Annotated in this window: 16 protein-coding genes; 9 read left to right on the top strand and 7 right to left on the bottom strand. The window is 69.6% G+C overall.

Features of this window, described 5'->3' with window-relative positions; all coding sequences use genetic code 11:
• Nucleotides 1–39: 39 nt before the first annotated feature.
• Together ACQUSX_RS15070 and ACQUSX_RS15065 are read left to right on the top strand one after the other, a co-directional pair.
• Entirely contained in the window at nt 40–888 is an 849-nt protein-coding gene (locus tag ACQUSX_RS15070; protein WP_428907685.1) for a sugar phosphate isomerase/epimerase family protein, read from the top strand.
• A 25-nt stretch (nt 889–913) separates the two neighbouring features.
• Entirely contained in the window at nt 914–1921 is a 1008-nt protein-coding gene (locus ACQUSX_RS15065) for a sugar phosphate isomerase/epimerase family protein (protein WP_428907686.1), read from the top strand.
• A 45-nt stretch (nt 1922–1966) separates the two neighbouring features.
• Here the strand turns inward: ACQUSX_RS15065 and ACQUSX_RS15060 are convergent, their stop codons facing one another.
• From ACQUSX_RS15060 to ACQUSX_RS15040, 5 genes are all read right to left on the bottom strand, one after another.
• Entirely contained in the window at nt 1967–3271 is a 1305-nt protein-coding gene (locus ACQUSX_RS15060; protein ID WP_428907687.1) for an exo-beta-N-acetylmuramidase NamZ family protein, read from the bottom strand.
• 4 nt (nt 3272–3275) lie between these two features.
• Nucleotides 3276–5063, bottom strand: a complete 1788-nt coding sequence (locus ACQUSX_RS15055; RefSeq protein WP_428907688.1) for a glycoside hydrolase family 3 protein — start codon at nt 5061–5063, stop codon at nt 3276–3278.
• A 105-nt stretch (nt 5064–5168) separates the two neighbouring features.
• Nucleotides 5169–6083 (bottom strand): NYN domain-containing protein, encoded by a 915-nt coding sequence (locus ACQUSX_RS15050; protein ID WP_428907689.1) that lies wholly within the window; start codon nt 6081–6083, stop codon nt 5169–5171.
• Between the two features lie 2 nt (nt 6084–6085).
• Nucleotides 6086–7069 carry a Gfo/Idh/MocA family protein gene (locus ACQUSX_RS15045; RefSeq protein WP_428907690.1) on the bottom strand — a complete coding sequence of 328 codons (984 nt, stop codon included), beginning with the start codon at nt 7067–7069 and terminating at the stop codon, nt 6086–6088.
• 51 nt (nt 7070–7120) lie between these two features.
• Entirely contained in the window at nt 7121–8428 is a 1308-nt protein-coding gene (locus tag ACQUSX_RS15040) for an O-acetylhomoserine aminocarboxypropyltransferase/cysteine synthase family protein (RefSeq protein ID WP_428907691.1), read from the bottom strand.
• A gap of 164 nt (nt 8429–8592) precedes the next feature.
• On the opposite strand from ACQUSX_RS15040, the gene ACQUSX_RS15035 reads away from it, so the two are divergent.
• Genes ACQUSX_RS15035 through ACQUSX_RS15005 form a run of 7 tightly spaced genes read left to right on the top strand, consistent with a single transcriptional unit; the run spans nt 8593 to nt 16068 of the window.
• Complete coding sequence (locus ACQUSX_RS15035) at nt 8593–10224, top strand: TIGR04028 family ABC transporter substrate-binding protein (protein WP_428907692.1); 1632 nt, start codon at nt 8593–8595, stop codon at nt 10222–10224.
• Nucleotides 10224–11237: an ABC transporter permease gene (locus tag ACQUSX_RS15030; RefSeq protein WP_428907693.1), complete on the top strand. Its 1014-nt coding sequence runs from the start codon at nt 10224–10226 to the stop codon at nt 11235–11237. The genes ACQUSX_RS15035 and ACQUSX_RS15030 overlap by 1 nt, the downstream gene beginning before the upstream one ends.
• Complete coding sequence (locus ACQUSX_RS15025) at nt 11234–12142, top strand: ABC transporter permease (protein ID WP_428907694.1); 909 nt, start codon at nt 11234–11236, stop codon at nt 12140–12142. The genes ACQUSX_RS15030 and ACQUSX_RS15025 overlap by 4 nt, the downstream gene beginning before the upstream one ends.
• Entirely contained in the window at nt 12139–13779 is a 1641-nt protein-coding gene (locus ACQUSX_RS15020) for a dipeptide ABC transporter ATP-binding protein (protein WP_428907695.1), read from the top strand. Before ACQUSX_RS15025 ends, ACQUSX_RS15020 begins: the two co-directional genes overlap by 4 nt.
• Complete coding sequence (locus ACQUSX_RS15015) at nt 13776–14834, top strand: putative FMN-dependent luciferase-like monooxygenase (protein ID WP_428907696.1); 1059 nt, start codon at nt 13776–13778, stop codon at nt 14832–14834. The genes ACQUSX_RS15020 and ACQUSX_RS15015 overlap by 4 nt, the downstream gene beginning before the upstream one ends.
• Nucleotides 14831–15463 carry a CMD domain protein gene (locus tag ACQUSX_RS15010; protein WP_428907697.1) on the top strand — a complete coding sequence of 211 codons (633 nt, stop codon included), beginning with the start codon at nt 14831–14833 and terminating at the stop codon, nt 15461–15463. Before ACQUSX_RS15015 ends, ACQUSX_RS15010 begins: the two co-directional genes overlap by 4 nt.
• A complete protein-coding gene (locus tag ACQUSX_RS15005) occupies nt 15460–16068 on the top strand; it encodes an alkylhydroperoxidase domain protein (protein ID WP_428907698.1) in 609 nt (202 codons plus the stop codon). Before ACQUSX_RS15010 ends, ACQUSX_RS15005 begins: the two co-directional genes overlap by 4 nt.
• 18 nt (nt 16069–16086) lie before the next feature.
• Here the strand turns inward: ACQUSX_RS15005 and ACQUSX_RS15000 are convergent, their stop codons facing one another.
• Both ACQUSX_RS15000 and hrpA read right to left on the bottom strand, forming a co-directional pair.
• Entirely contained in the window at nt 16087–17031 is a 945-nt protein-coding gene (locus ACQUSX_RS15000; RefSeq protein ID WP_428907699.1) for a quinone oxidoreductase family protein, read from the bottom strand.
• Between the two features lie 158 nt (nt 17032–17189).
• Nucleotides 17190–21215 carry an ATP-dependent RNA helicase HrpA gene (hrpA, locus tag ACQUSX_RS14995; protein ID WP_428907700.1) on the bottom strand — a complete coding sequence of 1342 codons (4026 nt, stop codon included), beginning with the start codon at nt 21213–21215 and terminating at the stop codon, nt 17190–17192.
• Nucleotides 21216–21242 lie beyond the last annotated feature (27 nt).

The following is a 21242-nucleotide window of genomic DNA, read 5'->3' as shown; positions in this document are numbered from 1 at the left end:
GTGCGACCCCGACCGTCACCTGACAGGAGAGCAGTTCCGATGCACGCGCTGGCCGTCAACACCTGGGTGTGGACCTCGCCGCTGACCGACGAATCGCTGGAACCGCTGGCCCGCAAGGCGGCCGGCATGGGGTACGACGCCCTGGAGTTGCCGCTGGAGAGCGTCGGCGACTGGGACCCAGCGCGTACGCGCGATGTGCTCGACGCGCACGGCCTGCAGGCGGTCGTGGTGGGCGCGATGGGTCCAGGGCGATCGCTGGTCGCACGGGCCGGCGACATCGCCGCGACACAGGACTACCTGCGCGCGTGCATCGCCGCCGCGGAGGTCGTGGGATCACCGGTCGTCGCAGGTCCCTTCTACGCCCCGACCGGCACCACCTGGCGCATGGATGCCGCCGAGCGCATCGCAGCGATCAGCGAGCTGCGCGAGAATCTCGCGCCGCTGGTCGACGCAGCGTCGCACCGCGGGATCGCGCTCGCCGTCGAGCCCCTGAACCGCTACGAGACCAGCCTGATCAACACGGTCGAGCAGTGCCTGGAGGCGCTCGATCCGCTGCTGGGCGCCGGCCTCGGCCTGGCGCTGGATACTTACCATCTGAACATCGAGGAGAAGAGCCCGGCCGATGCCGTGCGCGCCGCCGGGGCTGCCATCGCCCACGTGCAGGTGTGCGGCAGCGACCGCGGCGCGGTCGGCGATGATCACACCGACTGGCCGACGATGCTGCGAGCCTTGGACGACGCGGGCTACACCGGCATACTCGGCCTGGAGAGCTTCACCGGCGAGAACGCGACCATCGCCGTCGCTGCTTCGGTGTGGCGACCGCTGGCCGCCTCTCAAGACGAACTGGCCGAGCGCAGCATCCGAGCCCTGCGCGCCTTCGGCGCCTGACCCCGCACCCCGACGAAGGAGCGACATGGCACACCACCCCGTCACCCTGTTCACCGGCCAGTGGGCCGATCTGCCCTTCGAGGAGGTTGCGCGACTCGCGGCCTCCTGGGGCTACGACGGCCTCGAGATCGCCGCATCGGGCGACCATCTCGACCTGCGCCGCGCCGACGAGGACGACGCCTATCTGGCATCCCGCAAGGAGATCCTCGACCGGCACGGTCTGCAGATCTTCGCGATCTCGAACCACCTCGCCGGCCAAGCCGTATGCGATGCCCCGATCGATTTCCGGCACCAGGCGATCCTGCGCGACTACGTGTGGGGCGACGGCGACGCCGAGGGAGTGCGGGGGCGTGCCGCTGACGACATGAAGCGCGCCGCACGCGTCGCCCGCAAGCTCGGCGTCGACACCGTCGTCGGCTTCACCGGGTCGTCGATCTGGCAGTACGTCGCGATGTTCCCGCCGGTGCCGGCCTCGGTGATCGAGGCCGGCTTCGAGGACTTCGCCGCACGCTGGAACCCGATCCTCGACGTGTTCGACGGCGAGGGTGTGCGCTTCGCGCACGAGGTGCATCCCAGCGAGATCGCCTACGACTACTGGAGCTCGGTGCGCGCGCTGGAGGCCGTCGACCACCGCGAGGCGTTCGGATTCAATTGGGACCCCTCGCACATGATGTGGCAGAACATCGATCCGGTGGGGTTCATCTGGGACTTCAAGGACCGCATCTATCACGTGGATTGCAAGGACACCCGGATGCGCCCGCAGAACGGCCGGGCCGGGGTGCTCGGCTCCCACCTGCCCTGGGGAGACCCTCGGCGCGGCTGGGACTTCGTCTCGACGGGGCACGGCGACGTGCCCTGGGAGGACGCCTTCCGCGCCCTGGACGCGATCGGATACGCCGGCCCCATCTCGATCGAGTGGGAGGATGCCGGCATGGACCGGCTGCACGGCGCCGCCGAGGCCGTGACGTACGTGCGGTCGCTGCTGTGGCCGGCACCTGCGGCGTCCTTCGACGCAGCCTTCAGCAACCAGTGAGGCTTCGTGCGGGCGCCGGCGATCCGACCGGCGCCCGCACGGCACTCACTGCCGGGGTCCGCCGTATAGCAGGTGCGGGCGGGTATCGCGCACGAACTTCTTCAACTCGGGCTGCCACGCCGCGATGATCTCCTCGGCGGACACGCCCGCCTCGAGCTGCTCCTGGAACCGGCCGGAGCCGGTCAGAAGCCCGATCCAGCGCCCGCCGTCGCCACGCCAGGAGAACTCGGGATAGATCCTGCGCGCCTCCACGAGCATGTGCGTGGCGACCTCGATGGCGTCGACCTTCTCCGCATCCATGATGTGCACCTGGACGCCCGCGCAGACCTCGCCGGCGTTCTTCGAGAACGTCGGTGTGAAGTACGCCTCGCGGAACTCCACTCCCGCGAGCTTCTTCGCGTTGAGCGCCTCAGCCCATCGGTGATCGAGATACGGCGCGCCGATCAGCTCGAACGGGCGAGTGGTTCCGCGCCCCTCCGACCAGTCCGTCGCCTCGACCAGGCCGGTGCCCGGGTACAGGACCGCCGTCTGCGGCGTCGGCATGTTCGGCGACGGCGGGATCCACCGGTCGGCCTGGTCCGGTCCGACCATCTCGCGCCGCCATCCCTTGACCTGCACGACCTGCAGATCGCTGAGCTTCTGCTGCCCCGCGCGCTCCATGAACGTCGCGTTGAAGAATCGCGCCAGCTCACCCACGGTCATGCCGTGCTGCTGCGAGATCTCCAGCAGCCCGACACCTGATGTGTACCCCTGCTGCAGCACGGGGCCGCGGGCGCGGCCGCCGAGCGGGTTCGGACGATCGAGAACCACGAAGCGCAGATCGCCGACCTGAGCCGCCGCCTGCATCGCGGTCCACATCGTCCAGATGTAGGTGTAGAAGCGCACGCCGACATCCCGGATGTCGAACACGATCGTGTCGACGCCGGCGGTCGTGAAGAACCCGGCCATCTTCGCCACGTTCGCACCGTAAGCGTCGTACACGGTCACGCCAGTGCGCGGGTCGGTGAACGTCTCCTCGGCCTCGCCGGCCTGCGCGGTGCCGCGGAAGCCATGCTCCGGACCGAACACCGCCGCGAGGCCGACGCCCTTCGCATGCATGTCATCGACGATGCTGGTGAAGTCGTGCAGCACGCCGGTGGGGTTGGTGATGACACCGACCTTGCGCCCGGCGAACATGCGCCAGCCGTCTGCAGCGGCGATGTCGGCGCCGGTGCGCAGGCTGCGGCCCCGACCACCGGATGCTGCGATCCCACCGCCCGCGAAGGCGGCGCCTCCGCTCGCGGCGACACCGGCGGCCGTGGCGGCGGCCACACCGGCCGCGCGGAAGACTCCTCTTCTGCTGATGCTCATGACCTCACCACCCCAGTCCGTGGCCGAAGGGGTAGAGGATCTCGCCCGAGTCATCGCCGGTGTAGATGTCGACCGGCAGCGCACCCTGCGGGGTGATCTCGCCGGTGATGACCTTGGCGAGCGACTGCAGCGCGGGGGTCGCGTACGAGTACGTCGCGATGAAGTTGTCGACCCCGGGCAGCTGGTTGATGTCGTACGGGTTGCGGACGCCGGCGACCACGAGGTGGGTGCTCGTGGCATTCAACGCCGCGACGAGGCCCTTCTGAGGGCTGGTGGCGGTGACGCCGTTGGTGAGCACGACGGTGACATCGCTCGCGGTCGCGGCGGCGGTCGCCTGCGCGATCGCGGCAGCGGACGGGGACGTGCCGGTGGGAAGTGCCGTCACCTCGGCGCCTCTGGCCGTCAGCTCGGCGGCCAGAGTGCGACCGGTGACCTCGCCGTAGCCCGTGACCAGCACCTTCTTGCCGTCCACCGCGACGGGGAGAGCCCCGGCATCGTTGCGGATCAGAGTGGTGGTCCGGTCGGTGATCTTCTCGGCGGCGCGGAGGTTCGACTTCTTGCCGACCGTCTTCATGACCTTGTCGACCGAGACGGTCGGGTGCTTGATCACGCCCTGGTGGTACTTCATCTTCAGGATCCGCTCGACGGACTCATCGATGCGCTCCTCGGTGAGCCGTCCGGAGTCGAGCGCCACGTCGATCGCCTCGTACGCCTCCTGCGGGTCTGCAGGCAGCAGCAGCTGGTCGACGCCGGCTTCCAGAGCGCGGACGGCGACCTCGCCGTCGCCGTACTCCTGGCGGACCGCCGCCATCTCGAGTCCGTCGGTGACGATGACGCCATCGAACCCGAGCGCCTCGCGCAGCTGACCGGTGATGATCTCGTGCGACAGGGTCGCGGGATCGCCGCTGTCATCGAGTGCCGGCACCACGATGTGGGCGGTCATGATCGAATCCACACCTGCCGCGATCGCCGCCTCGAACGGCGGCGCGTCGATCTGCTGCCATTCCTCGAGCGTGTGGGTGATCACCGGAAGACCGGTGTGCGAGTCGGTGGCCGTGTCGCCGTGCCCGGGGAAGTGCTTGGCCGTGGCGACGATTCCGGCATCCTTCTGGTAGCCCTTCACGGAAGCCGCGGTGAGCTCTGCGACGAGCGCCGGGTCGGACGAGAAGCTGCGCACGCCGATCACCGGGTTGTCGGGATTGACGTTCACGTCGGCGACGGGTGCGTTGTTCTGGTGGATGCCCATCGCCAGCAGCTCCTGGCCGGTGATGGCCGCGGCCTTGCGGGCGTCCTTCGCGCTGCGTCCGGCGCCCAGGGCCATGTTTCCCGGGAAGAGGGTGGCCGGCGAGGCGATGCGCGTCACCAGCCCCTGCTCCTGATCGGTGCTGACGAGCATCGGGATGCCGGCGCCCGCGTTCATCGCGGCATCCTGCAGGCCGTTGGAGAGGCTGGCGACCTGCGTCGGGTCGACGATGTTGTCGCGTGCCGAGAACAGGATGAACCCGCCGGGCTCGTACTCGGAGATGATGTCGGACGCCGTGGGCTGGCCGTACAGCGCGGTGTTGCGTGCGTCGGTCGTGTCGGCGTGGGGCCCGTAGGCGAAGAGGATGAACAGCTGGCCGATCTTCTGCTCCAGCGTCATCGACCGCATCGTCTTCTCGGCGTAGGCCTCGGCCTTGCGCTCGTGGCCTGGGGGCGTCTCCGCGGCGGATGCCGCCGCGGGGGCGAGTGCCGCGGTCAGCGACAGCGCCGCGGCGATGGCCAGGGCGCGATGGGTGGGTCTTCTCTGCATGACGTTCTCCTCATCGAGATTCGTCCCCAGCTTCGTCCCCAGACGTGCAGGTCAGCCTAGCAACGCCTCGCCCGTTCGGACAGGGTCTTAACTATCGCCCCGCGGTCAGCTCTCCCGCAGCCGGATCATCCGCTCGTGCCCGCTCTCGGAGAGCTCGGCGACGTCGTCACGCGAGCGCAGGAAGTCGTTGAACGAGCGGAAGCCGAGGGCCTTCTCGCTGAACGACGGATCCATCCGGCGCATCTGCGTCTTCACCGCCGAAGCGTGCAGCCATTCGTCAGCATCCGCCTTGTCGTGCCCGAGCCGCAGGGCGCGCTCCAGCAGCGAGGTCGCCTCGCCCTGCTCATCGTTCTTCGGCGCGGACTTCGCCCGACGGGTCTTCGCGACTTTCGGCTCCGCCTTCTCCTTGGCATCCTTGACGGGGACGGCAGCGGGCGCGGCCACGGTCTTGGGCGGGCGGATGACGCCGGGCAGTGAGTCGTACGACTCGAACTCGTCGCAGGCCGCGGCGAGCGACTTGGCGGTGGAGCCCGCCACTCCGACGCCGATCACGTAGCGGCCCAGACGCTTGCACCGCTGCGCCAGCGGCACGTAGTCGCTGTCGCCGGCGACGATCACGACGTGCGTGAGATCGGGCAGGCGGAACATGTCCTCGACGGCATCCACGGCGAGTCGGATGTCGGCGCCGTTCTTCGCGTACGCGGCAGCGGGGAACAGCTGCACCAGGTCGACCGCGCGGGCGACGAGCTGAGAGCGGTACTCGGCGTTCACGGGCGCGGACCAGTCGGCGTACGCGCGGGTGAGCACGAGGGTGCCGAACGACGATGCATAGTCGATGATCGCGCCGACCTCGATGACCGCCTGCTTCAGCCGCTCCGCCACCTCGGGGTCGTTCGGGTTCTCGGCGATGCGCTGACGATCCTTGCCGTAGGCGTTTCGGCCGTGCACCCGGTCGTACCAGGAGATGACGATGTTGTCGAAGTCGAGGTAGACGGCGACGCGTCCGGTCGTCTCGGCCATGTTCACTCCTCGCCCGGGTAGCTGACGCCGATCTGGCGTCGGATCTCATCGAGCGTGCCCATGATGGCGACGCTCTCCGCGATCGGCAGGGCGAGCGACTCCGGGTCACCGCCCGCCACGGCGCTCTCGGCAGCGAACGCCTGGTACTGCATGCCGCGCCCCTCGACGGCGGAGACATACTCTTCGAGGACGGTGCCGTCGGGCGCCACCACGCGGAACGAGGTGGGAGTGTACCAGACCCGGTCGATCTCGATCCGCGCCTCGGTGCCCACGATCACGGCAGCGTTGGCTCCGGCTGCGCGCGAGGACGACAGGCTCGTGGAGATCGCGCCGCCGGCGTGCGTCATCATCGTCGCGACCTCGGCGTCCGCGCCGGTCTCGATCAGCCGAGCCGTCGCCTGGATCGAGGTGGGCTCACCGAGCACGTCCCAGATGAACGAGATCGGGTAGATGCCGAGATCGAGCAGGGCACCGCCGCCGAGCTCGAGCGCGTTCAGGCGGTGGGCCGGATCTGTCGGCAGCTTCTGGGTGTGATCCGCCATGACCGCGCGGATCTCGCCGAGCGTTCCTGCCGCGATGATCTCGCGCAGGTGCACCATGTGCGGCAGGTAGCGGGTCCACATCGCCTCCATGACGATGAGTCCCTTCTCGGCAGCGAGCCGCTGCAGGTCCTCGGCCTCTGCGCGGTTGAGGGTGAACGCCTTCTCGACCAGTGCGTGCTTGCCGTTCTCCAGCGCGAGCCTGGCGTCCTGGTGATGCATCGGGTGCGGAGTGGCCACATAGATGATGTCGACCTCGGGGTCGGCGGCCAGCGCCTCGTAGGATCCGTGGGCGTGTGGGATGTCGAAGCGCGCGGCGAAGGCGTCGGCCGACGCCTGACTGCGTGAGCCCACCGCCACGAGATCAAGACCCGCGGTGCGGAGGTCGGATGCGAATGCGGCGGCGATGCCGCCCGTGGCGAGGATGCCCCAGCGAAGTCCGGTCATGTCTTCAGCGTAGTGGGGTGTCCCGACGCGGGGCAGGGCAGCGGCGCGCGCTCAGAGCAGCGTCAGCGCGTGGTCGAGATCCGCGATGAGGTCGGCCGGGTCCTCAAGACCGGCGGAGACGCGGACCGTGGTCAGCGAGATGCCGGCGGCGGCGCGCTGGTCGGCGGTCAGATGCCCGTGGGTCATGGATGCCGGGTGCGCGACGAGACTGCGGGCGTCGCCGATGTTCGCCACCAGGCGGAACACGCGCAGGGAATCCAGCACGGTGGCGACGCGGGTGAATGCCGTCTCGTCCTGCGGGCCGGCGAGGTCGAAGGAGAACACCGACGGCACCCCGTTGGGAAGGTAGCGCTTCGCGAGCTCGTGCCAGGGGTTGCCGGCGAGTCCGGGGTGGTGCACCGCGGCCACCGCAGGATGGTCGGAGAGGTGCTGGGCGATCCGCAGCGCGGTGGCACTCTGCCGTGCGACCCGCAGGTCGAGCGTCTCGATGCCCTGCAGGATCTGCCAGGCGTTGAAGGGCGAGATCGATGGGCCGAGGTCATGCACGTACTTCGATTTCACCAGTGCGGCGAAGGCGTGCCCCCGGCCGAATCGCTCCCACAGCACCAAGTCTCCGAAGCGTGTGTAAGGCTCGGTGAACTGCGGCCAGCGCGCGGCATCCGCACCGAAATCGAAGCTGCCCCGATCGACGACGACGCCGCCGAGCGAGCTGCCATGGCCGGAGAGGAACTTCGTGGCCGAGTGCACCACGAAGTCGGCGCCGTGCTCGCCTGGGCGGATCAGGTGCGGCGTGCCGACGGTGCTGTCGATCACGAGCGGCACACCCGCGTCGTGCGCGATGTCGGCAACGGCGCTGATGTCGAGCACCTGCGCGATCGGATTCGCGACGGTCTCGGCGAACACCACGCGGGTCCGCGGCGTGATCGCATCGCGCCAGGCGTCCAGGTCGTCCTGATCCACGAAGGTCACGGCGATGCCGAAGTCGTCGAGCGTCTCCTGCAGCAGATCGATCGTGCCGCCGTAGAGCTGGTGCGCCGCGACGATGTGCCCACCGCGGTGCGCGAGTGCGAGCAGCGTGACGGCGACGGCCGCCTGACCGGATGCCACGGCGACCGCGCTCACGCCGCCCTCGAGCTGCGCGATGCGCTCCTCGAGGATCTGCTGGGTCGGATTCGCGTTGCGGCTGTAGATGATTCCCGGCTTGCGCAGCGCGAACAGATCAGCGGCCTCCTGCAGGCTCGAGAACTCGTAGGCCGCCGTCTGGTGGATCGGCGGCACCGCGCCGACGGCGCCGGCGGCCTGATAGCCCGCCTGCACCTGCGCGGTCGCGAAGCCGGTCGCTGATCCGAGAGTCGTCATTTCTTCATCCTCGTCTGATGGCCCGCGCGAACGCGTTCATTGTGTCGAAACATGACCGTGCGTGACGGGCGGTGTCGTCCGATGACGTCATCGCTCGCGCCGCGGCATCCGACTTCTCTAGCGTGAACGGCATTCCACCCGTCAACGCACTCAGGAGGTCCCGCATGAACCGTCGCATCGTCCGCGCCACAGCCGTCGCACTGCCGTTCGTCATGATGGCAGGCCTTGCGGCGTGCTCGTCCTCACCAGCCCCAGCCGACGTGCCGACGTCCGGCGATCCCGTCACCGGCGGAACGCTGATCTACCTCGAACACCAGACGTACACGAACCTGTATCCGCCGCAGGCCGGCTTCTATCCGAACGGCGGCATCGTGGGCAACATCGCCGCCCGTCTCACCTGGCAGAACCCGAAGACGCTCGAGATCGAGCCGTGGGTGGCCACTGAGTGGGCAGTCAACGCCGACGCGACCGAGTACACCTTCGACCTGCGCGACGATGTGACCTTCTCCGACGGCACTCCGGTCGATGCCGAGGCGGTGAAGAAGAACTTCGACACCTACGGACTCGGCGACGCCGATCGCGGGCTCACCGTCTCGGAGGCCATCAACAACTACGCCGGCAGCGAAGTGGTCGACGTCGACACGGTCGTCTTCCGCTTCTCCGCACCGTCGCCCGGCTTCCTGCAGGCCACCTCGACGATCAACTCCGGGCTTCTCTCACCTGAGACTCTGGACGGCACCATCGAGGACTTCGGCGCAGGCAACGCCGAGGAGATCATCGGCTCCGGGCCGTTCACGATCACCGACGAGAAGCTGGGCACCGAGTTCACCTTCACCGCGCGCGACGACTACGACTGGGCGCCGGCCAGCGTCCCGAACCAGGGGCGGCCGTATCTCGACGCCGTGCACGTGCTCGTCACCCCGGAGGACTCGGTGCGCATCGGCTCGCTGCTCTCCGGTCAGGCGGACTACGTGCGCTACGTGCAGGCCTTCGATGAGGCCCGCGTCGAGCAGGCGGGCTTCACTCTGTACGCACCGGAGACCCGCGGCGTGAACAACTCGCTCGCGCTGCGGTTCACCAACCCGCTGCTGGCCGACATCAGGGTGCGCCAGGCGCTGGTCGCCGCCACCGATGCGCAGGAGGTCGCCGACACGCTGTTCACCGCGAACTACCCGGCAGCGACCTCGACGCTGTCGTCCGAGGCCACCGGGTACAAGGACGAGTCCGCTCACTACGCGCATGACGAGAAGAAGGCGGCGAAGCTGCTGGAGGAGGCAGGCTGGGAGCTCGGCTCCGACGGCATCCGCGAGAAGGACGGCGAGAAGCTGTCCCTCACCGTCTACGAGTCCAAGCCGCAGCCGCAGTCGAAGCAGACCCTCGAGCTGGTCGCCCAGCAGTGGAAGAGGATCGGCGTCGAACTGAACGTCAAGCCCGGGGACGCGGGCAGCTACGCGAGCGACATCCTCGACCCGCTGAAGGCCTCCGTCTCGCACGCCATGGTCGGCCGCGCCGATCTCGACGTGATCAAGAGCGAATACCACACCGAGAACCGCGACGTGCTGATCTCGGACGACGCCGAGCTCGACCGGCTGCTCGAGGTCGTGGCATCCGAGCCCGACGACGCTGCGCGCATCGCGGCCTCGCAGGCCGTGCAGGACTACCTCGCCGAGCAGGCGTACGTCGTCCCGCTGTTCGAGGAGCCGCAGGTGTACGGCGCCGCGTCCTACGTGCACGGGATCGACTTCGAATCGGTCGGCCGTCCATCGTTCGCAGGCGTGTGGCTGCAGGAGCACTGATGCCCTTCCTGCTTCGGCGGGCCGGACAGGCGGCGATCGTGCTGATCGCCGCCTTCACGGCCACGTTCTTCCTGCTGCAGCTGCTGCCGGGCGACGCGGTGCTGATCAAGTTCACCGACCCGAGTCTCGGGCTCAGCCAGGCGCAGATCGAAGACATCCGCGCCTCGTACGGCATCGACCTGCCCTGGTGGCAGCAGTACCTGCACGCGCTGGCCGGCTTCGCCGTCGGTGACTTCGGATACTCGACTCAGTTCGGCACGCCGGTGTCGGCCATGCTCGCCGAGGCGCTTCCGTCGACTCTGCTGCTGGCCTCGTTGGGCCTGATCGTCGCGCTGCTGCTGGCCGTCGCCATCGCCGCGACCTCGACCCTGGCCAGGTTCGGATGGCTGCGGGATGCCATCCGGCAGGCCCCCGCGCTGTTCGTCGCGGTCCCGGTGTTCTGGCTGGGCATCCTTCTCATCCAGGTCTTCTCGTTCGGTCTCGGCTGGGTGCCGGTGATCGGCGCCGACCCGATCAGCGCGCTGATCCTGCCGGTGCTGACGCTCGCGGTGCCGATCTCGGCGCCGCTCGCGCAGGTGCTGGTGCGCTCCATCGATCAGGTGCAGGCGGCGCCGTTCATCACCGTCGTGCGCGCCAAAGGAGCACCGCCCGCGTGGGTGCTGACGCGCTCGGTGGCCCGCAACGCCGCACTGCCGGCGCTGACCATCGCGGGCGTGCTCTTCGGAGAGCTGATCGGCGGTGCCGTCGTCACCGAGACGGTGTTCGGCCGCACCGGCATCGGTCGTCTCACCGAGCAGGCCGTCACCAACCAGGACATCCCGGTGCTGCAGGCCATCGTGCTGCTGTCTGCGCTCGGGTTCGTGATCGTCAGCTTCGCGGTCGATCTGATCACGCCGCTCATCGACCCGCGGCTCCGGACGCTCACACGACCTGCGTTGCGCGGGAAGTCCGTCCCTCCTGTAGTCGATTCGGTGGCTTCGACAGCCGCTCCCGAGAAGGAGGTGGTCGCATGACCGCGCCAGTGCTGTCCCCGACACCGGCTCCTGCCGAGGCGGATGCCGTGGTCGCCGCGCCCGCGGCATCCGACCCGGCCACGTCCGGCGCACGCACCCGCCGGGTGCGCCACCTGCCGTCCTGGACGCTGATCCTCGCGGTCGCCGTCATCTCGACGGTCGTGCTGTGGGCTTTCCTGCCCGGGGTGTTCGCGCCGGGCGACCCTCTCACGGGGGTGCCGGCGCAGAAGCTGCTGCCACCGAGCGGCGAGCACTGGTTCGGCACCGACATCCTCGGTCGCGACCTGTTCGGCCGCGTGGTGCACGGCGCCGTGCAGTCGCTGTCCGGCGCATTGATCGCCGTGACTGTCGGACTCGCACTCGGCAGCCTGATCGGCGTGCTCGCCGGTGCCGTCGGAGGCGTGCTCGACGATGTGCTGATGCGCGCCGTCGACGTGCTGCTGGCCATCCCTGGTCTGCTGCTGTCGCTGTCGGTGATCATCCTGCTCGGCTTCGGCACCGTCAACGCGGCGCTCGCCGTGGGACTGGGCAGCGTCGCTGTCTTCGCCCGGCTGATGCGCTCGGAGGTCGTCAGAGTGCGGCGCACCGATTACGTCGAGGCGGCGTTCGGCAGCGGAGCGACGTTCTTCGCCGTGCTGCGCCGGCACGTGCTGCCCAACTCGCTCACCCCGGTGCTCGCGCTGGCGGCCCTGCAGTTCGGCAGTGCGATCCTCGCGATCGCGACGCTCGGCTTCCTCGGCTACGGCGCGCCGCCGCCGACACCGGAATGGGGGCTGCTGATCGCCGAGGGACGAAACTACGTCGCGACCTCATGGTGGCTCACGGCCCTGCCCGGCCTGGTCGTCGTCGCGGTCGTGCTCAGCGCCAACCGGATCAGTCACAGCCTGGGACGGAGGGCATCATGAGCGTGCTCACGATCGAAGACCTGCGCATCTCATACGGTGCCGGCCGCACGTCCGGCGGTGCACGCCGCGACGTCGTGCACGGGATCTCGTTCGAGATCGGCGAGGGGGAGACGGTCGCGCTGGTCGGCGAATCCGGATCGGGCAAGTCCACCACCGCGCAGGCCGTGCTGGGGCTGCTGCCGCACGGTGGCAGGGTCGACGCCGGCCGGGTGCTTCTCGGCGACCTCGACATCTCGGGCTGGTCGGATCGGGCGATGCGTCCGATCCGCGGCGCGGAGATCGGCTTCGTGCCGCAGGACCCGGTCACCTCGCTCAACCCGGTGCGCACCATCGGCGCGCAGGTGGAGGAGATCTTCGCGCTGCACGGTCACCGAGACGCGAAAGCACGCCGCGCCCGCGTGGCCGATCTGCTCGAGCGGGTGGGGATCGACGATCCGGATCTCAGAGCGCGACAGCATCCGCACGAGCTGTCCGGCGGGATGCGGCAGCGCGTGCTCATCGCGATCGCCGTCGCCCTGCGCCCGCGTCTGCTGATCGCCGATGAGCCGACGAGCGCGCTGGATGCCACCGTGCAGCGACGCGTGCTCGACCTGATCGACGAGCTGCGGGCCGAGGAGGGCACCAGCGTGCTGCTGGTCACGCACGACCTCGGAGTCGCGGCCGACAGGGCGCAGCGCCTGGTCGTGCTGCAAGGCGGCAGCGTCGTCGAGCAGGGCGCAAGCGAAGCGGTGCTCGCATCTCCAGCCGACCGGTACACCAGGCAGCTGCTCGCCGACGCGCCGGCGTTCGCGACCGGCTTCCGCAGCCCCGAGGCGCCGACATTCCTGCGCGACGCCGCGGCCGCCGCGGCGGAGAACCCCTACGCGATCACGGCCGCGGGGCTCGTGAAGCAGTTCCGATCCGGCGGACGTGAGCCGTTCCGCGCCGTCGACGACGTGTCATTCCGGGTGCGGAAGGGCACCACGCATGCGCTGGTGGGGGAGTCGGGGTCCGGCAAGACGACGACCGCGCGACTGATCACCCGCTTCCAGCATCCGGATGCCGGGACCATCGCGATCGACGACACCGACGTCACCACGGCCTCGGGGCGGGAGCTGCGCGAACTGCGCCGGAGCATCCAGCTCGTCTATCAGAACCCGTTCGCGTCGCTCGATCCGCGTCAGCGGATCGAGGACATCATCGCCGAGCCGCTGACGAACTTCCGGATCGGCACGCGCGGCGAGCGGCGGGAGCGGGCGCACGCGCTGCTGGAACGGGTCACGCTGCCCGCGGACGTCGCACGGCGCACTCCCCGCGAGCTCTCCGGCGGGCAGCGACAGCGCGTGGCGATCGCCAGGGCGCTCGCCATCGATCCGGAGATCATCGTCTTCGACGAGGCGGTCTCGGCGCTGGATGTCACCGTCCAGGCGCGGATCCTGGAGCTGCTCGCGGCGCTGCAGGTCGAACTCGGCCTCACGTACCTGTTCATCTCGCACGACCTCGCCGTCGTCCGGGGGATCAGCCACACCGTCTCCGTGATGCGCAGGGGGCGCATCGTCGAAGACGGACTCACCCAGCGGATCTTCGAGGATCCGCAGCACGAATACACCAGGGAGCTGCTCGCCGCAGTTCCCGGCCGATCGGAGGTACCGGCATGACCGCAGCACCGACTCTCGCGTTCTTCACCCGTCTGCTCGATGACGCGACGCCCGCGCAGCGCTATGCGCACGCGCTGGAGCAGATCCAGCACTCCGAACGGCACGGCATCGGCCGCGCCTGGGTGGCGCAGCATCATTTCCGCGCCGCCGAGGGCGGGCTGCCGTCGCCGCTCGTCTTCCTCGCGCACGCCGCCGCGCGCACGTCGCGCATCCGCCTCGGCACGGGCATCATCACCCTGCCGCTGGAGGATCCGGTGCGCGTGGCCGAAGACGCCGTGGTCGCCGACCTGCTCTCCGGCGCACGGATCGACCTCGGCCTCGGCAGTGGCGGGACGCCGTCGTCGTTCCCGCCGTTCGGGCAGGATGTGCGCGACAAGGCGACCGCGTACGACAGCAAGCTCGCGGCCCTGCTGCGCGCGCTGGACGGCGGCGACGTCGGTGCCGGCAACGCGCTGTATCCGGATGCCAGGGGAGAGGGCTCCGCACCGGGGCTCGGCGAGCGCATCTGGCAGGCCACCTTCTCCGCACCGGGTGGCGAGCGCGCGGGGCGGCACGGGCACGGACTGCTGCTCTCGCGCACTCAGCCGCGCCGGGACCTCGATCCGTACGCCCCGCTGTCGGCGCTGCAGGACCCGATCATCGATGCCTACCTCGATGCGCTGCCGGCCGATGCCCAGCCGCGGATCACCGCGTCGCGCACGGTGTTCGTGGCGGATGATCGCGACGAGGCGCTGCGCTTCGCCGAGGTGGGCCTTCGCCGCGGCGCTGAGAGCCTGCGCCGACAGGGACAGCAGTTCCCCGACGACTCGCTGGAGGCGCTGATCACACTGACCGACACCCACCTCGGCACTCCCGAGCAGGTGGCTGAGTCGCTCGCCGCCGACCGCACGCTGCAGCGCGCCACCGAGATCGCGTTCCAGGTGCATTCGGTCGACGCGCCGCACGAGCACGTGCTGCGCTCGATCGAGCTGTTCGCCGGGCAGGTCGCGCCGGCCCTCGGCTGGGCGACGGCCGAAGCCGCTTCACTCACCGCAACCGAAGGGAAGATCGCATGACCGACGACATCGTCGACACCATCGCCGGGTCCTCGCCCGCGCTCGCGGCGCTGCGAGACCGGCGGCCACAGACCAGGGCTCAGCTGCAGGCGAGCTTCGACGCGCTGTTCGCGCCCGTCTCCACTGCCCATGTGGCCCAGGCCGAGCGCGAACTGATCGCGGCCTTCGCCACGCGGCTGACCGGAGCGGATCGGACCTCGTCCTTCTACGCGGAGCGCGCGCTCGCCGCAGACCCCGCGCGGGCGCGGCTCGTGATCGACGAAGCGGTGAGCGCGACGACCACCGGCCCGTTCGGCTCGTACATCGAGGTCGGACTGCAGGGCGAGAACGAGAACGGCTCGCGCTACACACCCAGCGCCGAGACAGTCGCGATCCTCGGGGCGCGCCTGGCCGCAGCCCTCGCGCACACGCACCTGCTGGTGTTCCGACCACGCGAGTCCGGGGCTGACGACCTCGAACGTCTGCTGCAGGCCGGCTGGGACGAGGACGGCATAGTGACGCTGTCGCAGCTCGTGTCGTTCCTGGCGTTCCAGCAGCGTGTGATCACGGGGCTGCGCGCGCTGGAGAATGCCGGTCTGGCGGCTGCAGACGAGGGACAGGAATCAGAAGATGAGGAGGACGCCGCATGAGCACCACGCTGGGAAGCACGCTGCCCGATGACCGACCGCACCCCGAGCGATTCACCCGCGCCGACGTCGGCTGGACCCCGCATCTGACCCCGCTGGCCGAGGAGGAGCTCAGCGACCGGCATCGTGACGGTCTGGTCGATGCCGGCCGGGCCAAGAGCGACTACTTCCGATTGCTGGCCCGTGACCCCGAGGTGCTGAAGGCGCGGACGCTCGTCGACAAGGACATCTTCTACAACACGGCCGAAGGGCTGCCCCGCGCGGACCGCGAGCTGTCGGCGACGGCGGCGTCGCGGCGCAACGGCTGCGTCTTCTGTGCGTCGGTGCACTCGCGGTTCGCCGCGCACTTCTCCAAGCGCGCGGACGACGTGGACCGGCTGCTCGACGAGGGCGTGACGACCGAGCTCGGCGAGCGCTGGGATGCCGTCGTGTCAGCATCCGTCGCCCTCACCGACACTCCGAGTGCCTTCGGCGAGACCGACATCGAACGCCTGCGCGCGGCGGGCCTCGACGATCTCGAGATCGCCGACGTCGTGCACGGCGCCGCGTTCTTCAACTGGGCGAACCGGCTGATGCTCTCGCTCGGCCGCGCCGTCGCCCCGGCCTGACGGCCGGAGGGTGCGCGGTCACGGCACCAGGATGATCTTGCCGTCGGCGGCGTGCTGCTCGATGAGCTCGTGAGCGCGCGCCGCCTCGGCGAGAGGAAGCTCCGGGCCGAGCTCGATCTGGAAATCACCCGCTTCGATGAGGTTGACGGTGAGCGCCACAGCCTCATCGCGCCACGCCTTCTCCTCTTCCGTCAGCGGGACGGGGCTGCCGCCGGAGAACGCACGGATGCCGAAGTCGGCGGCATCCGGTCCTCGCACGATCGTCGCGATGCGGTCGCGGTCCGCGACCAGTTCGAGGGAAGTCTGGATGGCCTCGTCGGTTCCCGCGCAATCCAGTGCCACGGTGACGCCTTCGGGCGCGGCCTCGCGCACCCGGCCGGTGAGCCCGTCGCCGTACGCGACCGGAATCGCGCCCAGTGAGCGCAGCTGCTCGAAGCGCTCCGGGCTGCCGGTGGCGACCACCTTCGCACCCCAGAGCACGGCGTACTGCACGGCGGCCTGCCCGACTGCGCCGGAGCCGGCGTGCACGAGCAGCGTGTCGCCCTGACCCACGCGCAGCGAGCGGAGGCACTGATAGGCCGTGCCGATCGGGATGCCCAAACCCGCGCCCTCCGCCGCCGTCACGCCGTCAGACAGGCGGGCGAGTCGGGAGACCGGAACGGCCAGCGCGGTGGCGTAGGTGCCGAGCACGTTGATGATGGCGACCCGGTCGCCGACGGCGAAGCCGGTCACTCCCTCGCCGAGCTCGGTGACCACACCCGCGCCGTCGAAGCCGACGCGCCGCGGTTCGACGATGGGCGGCGACGGGCGGGCGCCGCGGCGCAGCTTGGCATCCAGCGGGTTGACCCCGACGGCCTCGATGCGAACGACGACTTCGTCCGGACCCGGCGTCGGGTCGGGGATCTCCGCCAGGTGCAGGACGTCAGGTGTGCCGATTTCCGTGTAGACGATTGCGCGAGCCATGTGGCCCAGGCTAGCGCGGTGCCGTGACGCTAGGCGCAAGCGAGGTCGGGAAGCGTCAGACGTGGGGTGCGCCAGCTGATCCAGCCACGCAGCCGGGGAGCCAAAAGACGCTCACGAGGCCCTCAGAACCCGCATTTGGCTCCCCCCGGGCTGCCCATTCACCCGGAGGACGCGGCCAGCGCCTTCATGATGCGCTGTGGGGACACGGGCTGTGCGGTGCCGAGGCGCTGGGCGAACACGCTGATGCGGTACTCCTCGAGAAGCCAGCGCACCTCAACCATGTGCGCCGGCGCGTCGGATGCCAGGGGGATCGTGCCACCGGCATCCTCGAACGCCTTCGCCATCCGCTCGTACTCGGTCATCCGCGCGCGGTCCTTGCCGGGCTCGTTCGCGAGCGTCTTCAGACGCTCCAGCATCCCGTCCAGGTACCGGGGCAGATGAGCGAGCCGATCGACGCCGGTCGTCGAGATGAAGCCGGGCGCGATGAGTCCGGACAGCTGCGTGCGGATGTCGTTGAGCGGCCCGAGCAGAGCCAGGGAGTTCTGCGATTTGATGCCGCGCTCCACATCGCGGCTCTTGGTGAGGATGCGCGCGACCAGCGACACGCACGCGAACAGGCGGTCGACGAGAGCGGCGTTCACCGCATCCCGCACCCGCTGGAACTCCGCCTGGCTGCGAATCAGGCCCCCTGAGCCGCTCGAAGGCGGCACCTGCTCGTCGATCAGCGCGCGCACGACGGCGGCGCGCGCGTCCTCGATGAGCGCGGCCACGTTCGAATACGGGGATGCCGCCAGCGCCAGCTTCTCGGGTGCAGTCAGGTGGCTCTGCACGTACGAGGCGGGGGAGGGGACGTTCAGCAGCACCAGTCGGAGCACGCCGTCGCGGGTGGCTGCTGCTGCGGCATCCGCCGTCGCCTCCACTCGCAGCGAGACCGACTTTCCCCGGTCGACGATCGCAGGGTAGCCGCGGACGGTGCCGCCGGCGACCTTCGTGTCGAGCAGTTCGGGCAGGTCACCGAAGGTCCAGTCGGTGAGGTCGTCGCGCTCGATCGGAGCGCGGGCGGATGCTGTCGCCACGCTTTTCGTCTCGCTTCGCTCGCTCAACGACCGGTTGTCCGGGCGGCTCAGCGAGCGCGTCACGCTCTGTCGAGATCGATCCGCGAGCTTCTGCTGAAGCTCGGCAAGGGCTCGCGCGGAGCCGACCACGCGGCCGCGCTCGTCAACAGCGCGGAAGTTCATCTGCAGGTGGCCCGGCACTCGCTCGTCCTCGAAGTCCGCGGCGGTGACGGGCTGATTCGCCAGGGGCTGGATGAGCCGGGCGAGCGTCTCCTTGAGCGAGCGAGGCGGGACTCCCTCGTGTCGCTCCGGGGCGTCGGCGACGACCTCCGCGCCGAACTTCTCGGCCCAGTCGGCAGCAGGCACGACATGACGGCGGATCGCCTTCGGCAGGGCGCGCAGCAGCGCGGTGATCAGCTCTGCCCGCAGCCCGGGCACCTGCCAGTCGAACCCGGTGTCGCGGATCTGCTGCAGCAGCGCCAGCGGCACGACCACGCTCACACCATCGTCCTCGGCGCCCGGTTCGAAGCGGTAGGCGAGACCGAGAACCTGATCGGCCTGCGTCCAGCGGGTGGGGAACTCGCTCTGATCCGCCCGCCCGTCGTCTTCGATCAGGTCACTCTCGCGCATCACGAGCAGTTTCGGCGTGGATGCCAGTGCGTCGCGCCACCATTTCTCGAAGGAGCGCACATCGAAGACATCACGCGGGATGCGCTCGTCGTAGAACGCGAACACCGTCTCGTCGCCGGCGAGGATGTCGCGGCGCCGCTCGCGCTCCTCGAGCTTCTCGAGCCGGCGGCGCAGCTCGGCGTTCGATCGCCAGAACGCGCTGACCCGCTTGTCGATCCGTGACGGATCCCAGTCGCCCTCCACCAGTGCGTGGCGGATGAAGAGCTCCCTCGCACCCGCACGATCGATGCGCGCGAACTGCACGCGCCTGCGCGGAATGATCTCCACGCCGAACAGCGTCACCTTCTCGAACGCCACGGCGGCGCCGGCATCCTTCGACCAGTGCGGCTCGGTGACCTGTCGCTTGGCGAGGTCGCCCGCGAGCGACTCCGCCCACGCGGGGTCGATCGCGGCGACCGTGCGCGCGAAGGTGCGCGAGGTCTCGACGATCTCGGCGGCCATCACCGCCTGCGGCGACTTCTTGCGCAGACCGGAACCGGGGAAGATCGAGAATCGGATGCCACGAGCGCCGCGATACTCGGCAATGCGGCGGCCCTTGAAGCCCGACCCGGTCGTTGACCGAGCGGAGCGAGACGAAACGGACGCGGTGCGCTCATCGAGGATGCCGATCTGCGAGAGAAGCCCCGCCAGGATCGCCCGGTGGATGGCGTCCGGATCCGTCGCCCCCCGCTGGTGCTTCGGTGTCTTCACCAGCGTGCGCAGCTGGCGGTGCACATCGAACCACTCGCGCACGCGCACGTAGTTCAGGTGCTCACTGCGGCACATTCGCCGGAACGCGCTCGACCCGAGCTCACGCTGCTGCTCGCGCAGATGGTTCCACAGGTTCAGCAGGGTGAGGAAGTCGCTGGTCGGGTCGACGAAGCGCGCATGTGCGCGGTCGGCCGCATCCCGCACTGACTGCGGCGCCTCGGCGCTGGGGCGCTCTCGCACATCCTGAATCGAAAGCCCCGCGACGATCGGCATGACGTCTGCCGAGACCTGCGCGCCGGCGCGGGCGGCCTCCACCAGCATCCGGGCGAAGCGGGGGTCCATCGGCATCCGCGAGATCTCGCGGCCTACCTTCGTGAGCCGCGGTTCGGCGCCGCGGCCGACGGAGACCGCGCCGATCTCGGTGAGCAGGTCGAAGGCCGCCTTGATGCCGCGGGAGTCCGGGGGAGTGAGGAAGGGGAACGCCGAGATGTCGCCGAATCCGAGCGAGAGCATCTGCAGCACCACGGATGCCAGCGATGTGCGCAGCACCTCGGGCTCGGTGAACTCCGCTCTCTTCTCGAAGTCCTCTTCGCCGTACAGGCGGATGGCGATGCCGTCGCTGGTGCGGCCGGCGCGTCCGGCGCGCTGGTTGGCGGAGGCCTGCGACACCGCCTCGATCGGCAGGCGCTGCACCTTGGAGCGGGCGCTGTACCGCGAGATGCGCGCGGTGCCGGTGTCGATCACGTACTTGATGCCGGGAACGGTGAGGCTCGTCTCGGCGACGTTCGTGGCCAGGATGACCCGGCGGCGAACGCCGGCGACCTTGGACGGCTCGAACACGCGGTGCTGCTCGGCGGCGGAGAGCCGGCCGTAAAGCGGCAGCACCTCGACGGGCGCGGAAGTCGAGCGGTAGGCGCCTCGAACGGCCTCCGCGGCATCGCGGATCTCGGCCTCGCCGGGCAGGAACACCAGCACGTCGCCGGCCGGCTCGCGGTCGAGTTCGCGGAGAGCTGCGACGATCGCTGAGACCTCATCCTCCGGATCGCCCGCTTCGCCGCCAGAACTCAGGAGATCCGGGGCAGAACCGCGGCCGGCGGCCCCGACAGAGCCCTTCCCGGAGGAATTCTCCGGAGCTGTGGCGTCAACGACGAGCGGCCGGTACCGGATCTCCACGGGATACGTGCGGCCGGAGACCTCGATGATCGGCGCGGGTTCGCCGTCGGCATCCGCGAAGTGCTTCGCGAAGCTCTCCGGGTCGATCGTCGCCGAGGTGATGATCACCTTCAGATCCGGGCGCTCCGGCAGGATCCTCCGCAGATAGCCGAGCAGGAAGTCGACGTTGAGCGAGCGCTCGTGCGCCTCGTCGATGATGATCGTGTCGTACCGGCGCAGCAGCCGATCCCGGTGGATCTCGTTGAGCAGGATGCCGTCGGTCATCAGCGCGATGCGCGTGGCATCCGACACCTGGTCTGTGAAACGCACCTTGTAGCCGACGAGGTCGCCGAGTGAGGCGCCCAGCTCATCGGCCACGCGCTCGGCGATCGTGCGCGCGGCGAGTCGACGCGGCTGGGTGTGCGCGATCTTCTCGCGGCCGAGCTCGAGGCAGATCTTCGGCAGCTGCGTGGTCTTGCCGGACCCGGTCGCGCCGGCGACGATGACGACCTGGTTGTCGCGGATGGCGTCGGCGATCTCCTGACGCGCCGCACTGACGGGCAGCTCGGGTGGGTAGGTGATCACCGGCAAAGACATAGCCCTCCATCGTATGCCGAACAGGTG

Source organism: Microbacterium alcoholitolerans (assembly GCF_050408615.1).
Lineage (GTDB): Bacteria > Actinomycetota > Actinomycetes > Actinomycetales > Microbacteriaceae > Microbacterium.
This window is presented reverse-complemented; position numbering and strand designations above follow the sequence as displayed.

Bases quoted from the DNA above. Each gene is read 5' to 3' on its own strand.
- ACQUSX_RS15020 (WP_428907695.1), top strand. From the start codon at position 12,139: ATGAGCGTGCTCACGATCGAAGACCTGCGCATCTCATACGGTGCCGGC.
- ACQUSX_RS15050 (WP_428907689.1), bottom strand. From the start codon at position 6,083: ATGGCCGAGACGACCGGACGCGTCGCCGTCTACCTCGACTTCGACAAC.
- ACQUSX_RS15025 (WP_428907694.1), top strand. From the start codon at position 11,234: ATGACCGCGCCAGTGCTGTCCCCGACACCGGCTCCTGCCGAGGCGGAT.
- ACQUSX_RS15070 (WP_428907685.1), top strand. From the start codon at position 40: ATGCACGCGCTGGCCGTCAACACCTGGGTGTGGACCTCGCCGCTGACC.
- ACQUSX_RS15040 (WP_428907691.1), bottom strand. From the start codon at position 8,428: ATGACGACTCTCGGATCAGCGACCGGCTTCGCGACCGCGCAGGTGCAG.
- ACQUSX_RS15035 (WP_428907692.1), top strand. From the start codon at position 8,593: ATGAACCGTCGCATCGTCCGCGCCACAGCCGTCGCACTGCCGTTCGTC.
- ACQUSX_RS15000 (WP_428907699.1), bottom strand. From the start codon at position 17,031: ATGGCTCGCGCAATCGTCTACACGGAAATCGGCACACCTGACGTCCTG.
- ACQUSX_RS15010 (WP_428907697.1), top strand. From the start codon at position 14,831: ATGACCGACGACATCGTCGACACCATCGCCGGGTCCTCGCCCGCGCTC.
- ACQUSX_RS15030 (WP_428907693.1), top strand. From the start codon at position 10,224: ATGCCCTTCCTGCTTCGGCGGGCCGGACAGGCGGCGATCGTGCTGATC.
- hrpA (WP_428907700.1), bottom strand. From the start codon at position 21,215: ATGTCTTTGCCGGTGATCACCTACCCACCCGAGCTGCCCGTCAGTGCG.
- ACQUSX_RS15005 (WP_428907698.1), top strand. From the start codon at position 15,460: ATGAGCACCACGCTGGGAAGCACGCTGCCCGATGACCGACCGCACCCC.
- ACQUSX_RS15065 (WP_428907686.1), top strand. From the start codon at position 914: ATGGCACACCACCCCGTCACCCTGTTCACCGGCCAGTGGGCCGATCTG.
- ACQUSX_RS15015 (WP_428907696.1), top strand. From the start codon at position 13,776: ATGACCGCAGCACCGACTCTCGCGTTCTTCACCCGTCTGCTCGATGAC.
- ACQUSX_RS15060 (WP_428907687.1), bottom strand. From the start codon at position 3,271: ATGAGCATCAGCAGAAGAGGAGTCTTCCGCGCGGCCGGTGTGGCCGCC.
- ACQUSX_RS15045 (WP_428907690.1), bottom strand. From the start codon at position 7,069: ATGACCGGACTTCGCTGGGGCATCCTCGCCACGGGCGGCATCGCCGCC.
- ACQUSX_RS15055 (WP_428907688.1), bottom strand. From the start codon at position 5,063: ATGCAGAGAAGACCCACCCATCGCGCCCTGGCCATCGCCGCGGCGCTG.